This is a genomic window from Actinosynnema sp. (assembly GCF_052038725.1).
In genome coordinates, this window is record NZ_JBQGCX010000021.1 from 1 (window position 1) to 1,930 (window position 1,930).

The 1,930-nt window shown below is 75.6% G+C and carries 2 protein-coding genes and 1 pseudogene; all 3 read right to left on the reverse strand.

Features of this window, described 5'->3' with window-relative positions:
* A partial coding sequence (locus ACTUAL_RS00375; protein WP_440898861.1) for an asparagine synthetase B family protein occupies nt 1–737 on the reverse strand: 737 nt, incomplete at its 3' end.
* 159 nt (nt 738–896) lie between these two features.
* A complete protein-coding gene (locus ACTUAL_RS00380) occupies nt 897–1,553 on the reverse strand; it encodes an ABC transporter ATP-binding protein (RefSeq protein ID WP_440898862.1) in 657 nt (218 codons plus the stop codon).
* A pseudogene (locus tag ACTUAL_RS00385) lies at nt 1,550–1,930 on the reverse strand (ATP-binding cassette domain-containing protein); the annotation flags it as partial. The pseudogene ACTUAL_RS00385 and the gene ACTUAL_RS00380, both read right to left, overlap by 4 nt.

The following is a 1,930-nucleotide window of genomic DNA, read 5'->3' on the forward strand; positions in this document are numbered from 1 at the left end:
AGCTCGCGGACGGTGGCGACGGTGGTGTCGCGGTCGTCGGCGTGCGGGGTGGTGCGCAGGGACCAGTAGGCGCGGGCGCGGATCCCGGAGCGGCTGACCGTGACGGTGGTGCCCGGCTCGACCGGGACGAGGTCCTTCCACAGCGACCAGCCGGGCCGCTGGGTGGGCAGGAGCAGCTCGCGCAGGCCGTCGTCGTCCACGGCGCGCTCCGCCAGCGGGTGGGCCAGGACCGCCTTGGGCTCGGAGCCGAACAGCACGCCGTCCGGGGTGGGGCGGTAGTAGAGGGGTTTGACGCCCATGCGGTCGCGGGCCAGCAGGAGGGTCCGGTCGCGGGAGTCCCAGACGGCGAAGGCGTACATGCCGTTGAGGTGCTCGACGACGCGCTCGCCCCACTCCAGGTAGCCGTGCAGGACGACCTCGGTGTCGCTGGCGGTGCGCCAGGTGTGGCCGAGCGCGGTCAGCTCGGCGCGCAGCTCGGCGTGGTTGTAGGTCTCGCCGCTGTAGACCAGGCAGAGGTCGCCGCGCGGGGTGGGCAGCACCATCGGCTGGCGACCGCCGGGCAGGTCGATGACGGCGAGCCTGCGGTGGCCGAGGGCGGCGTTCGGGTGCCACCAGGTCCCGGAGTCGTCCGGGCCGCGGCAGGCCATGGTGGCGGTCATCCCGGCCAGGACGTCCCCGGCTCCGGGGCGCGTGGTGAGGTCGGAGTCGTGGGAGACCCACCCGGTGATGCCGCACATGGCCGCCTCCAGCCAATTTGGTTAGCTACCGCAAGCACTGGTGATCCAGGTGTAACACCGGGAGGCGGGACTGTCTGCCCGTTTTGCGCGCTCCGCCCACTGCTCGTGGGGACGTCACCCGGACGGGCGCAGGAGGCCACCCGTCCGAGGACGTGGGGATCACCGAGCGGGTTCGGCCTGCACCTCGGCCTGCACCTCGGCCAGGTCCACCACCCGGTCCGCGACGGCGTCGAGCAGCGGCCGGTCGTGCGAGATCGCCAGCACGCCGACCCGGTCCGCCCGCACCCGCTCCAGCAGCAGCCGCCAGATCACCGCCTGGGTGATCGCGTCCAGGCTCGCGGTGATCTCGTCGGCCACCAGGTAGCGCGGCGAGGTCAGCAGCGCGCGGGCCAGGTTCACCCGCTGGGCCTCGCCGCCGCTGATCTCGTGCGGGAACCGGTCCAGCAGGGCGGGCGGCACCAGCACCGGGTCCAGCGCGGCCACCTCACCCGCCGCGCCACCGCCCGGCGCGGTCTCCGCCAGCACCTCGGACACCCGCCACCGGGGGTCCATCGCCGAGTGCGCGTCCTGGAAGGCGAGCTGCACCGGGTTCGGCACGCCCCTGCCCGGCCGGGGCGCGGCGCCGTCCGCCTCCACCGCGCCGCGGCGCGGCCGGTCCAGCCCCGCGAGCAGCCTGCCGAGCGTGCTCTTGCCCGACCCGCTCGCCCCGTGCAGCCCGACCACCTCGCCGGGCTCGACGTCGAGGTCGACGCCGCGCACCACCCACGGCCCGGTCCGGCCGTACCGGAACCACACGTCCCGCGCGCGCAGGCTCACCGCTCCCCCTCCAGCTCACCGGGCACGTGGAACCCGTTGGCGGGCAGCGCGTTCCACAGCGCCCGCGTGGACGGGTGCGCCAGCGCCCCGCCGTCGCCCCGGAAGTCCGCGGGGTCGGCCTCGTCCACGGTCCGCCCGTCGCGGCAGATCACCACCCGGTCGGCGATCTCCAGCGCCCCGGTCAGCTCGTGCGTGATCAGCACGACCGCGCGGCCGTCGTCGGCGATCCGGCGCAGGTCCGCCAGCACCGCGCGCACCGACTCCGGCGGGAGGCCGGGCGTCGGCTCGTCGGCCAGCACCAGCGCCGGGTCGGCCATGAGCGCCATCGCGGCCAGCGCCCGGCGCGCCATGCCGCCGGACAGCTGGTGCGGGTGCAG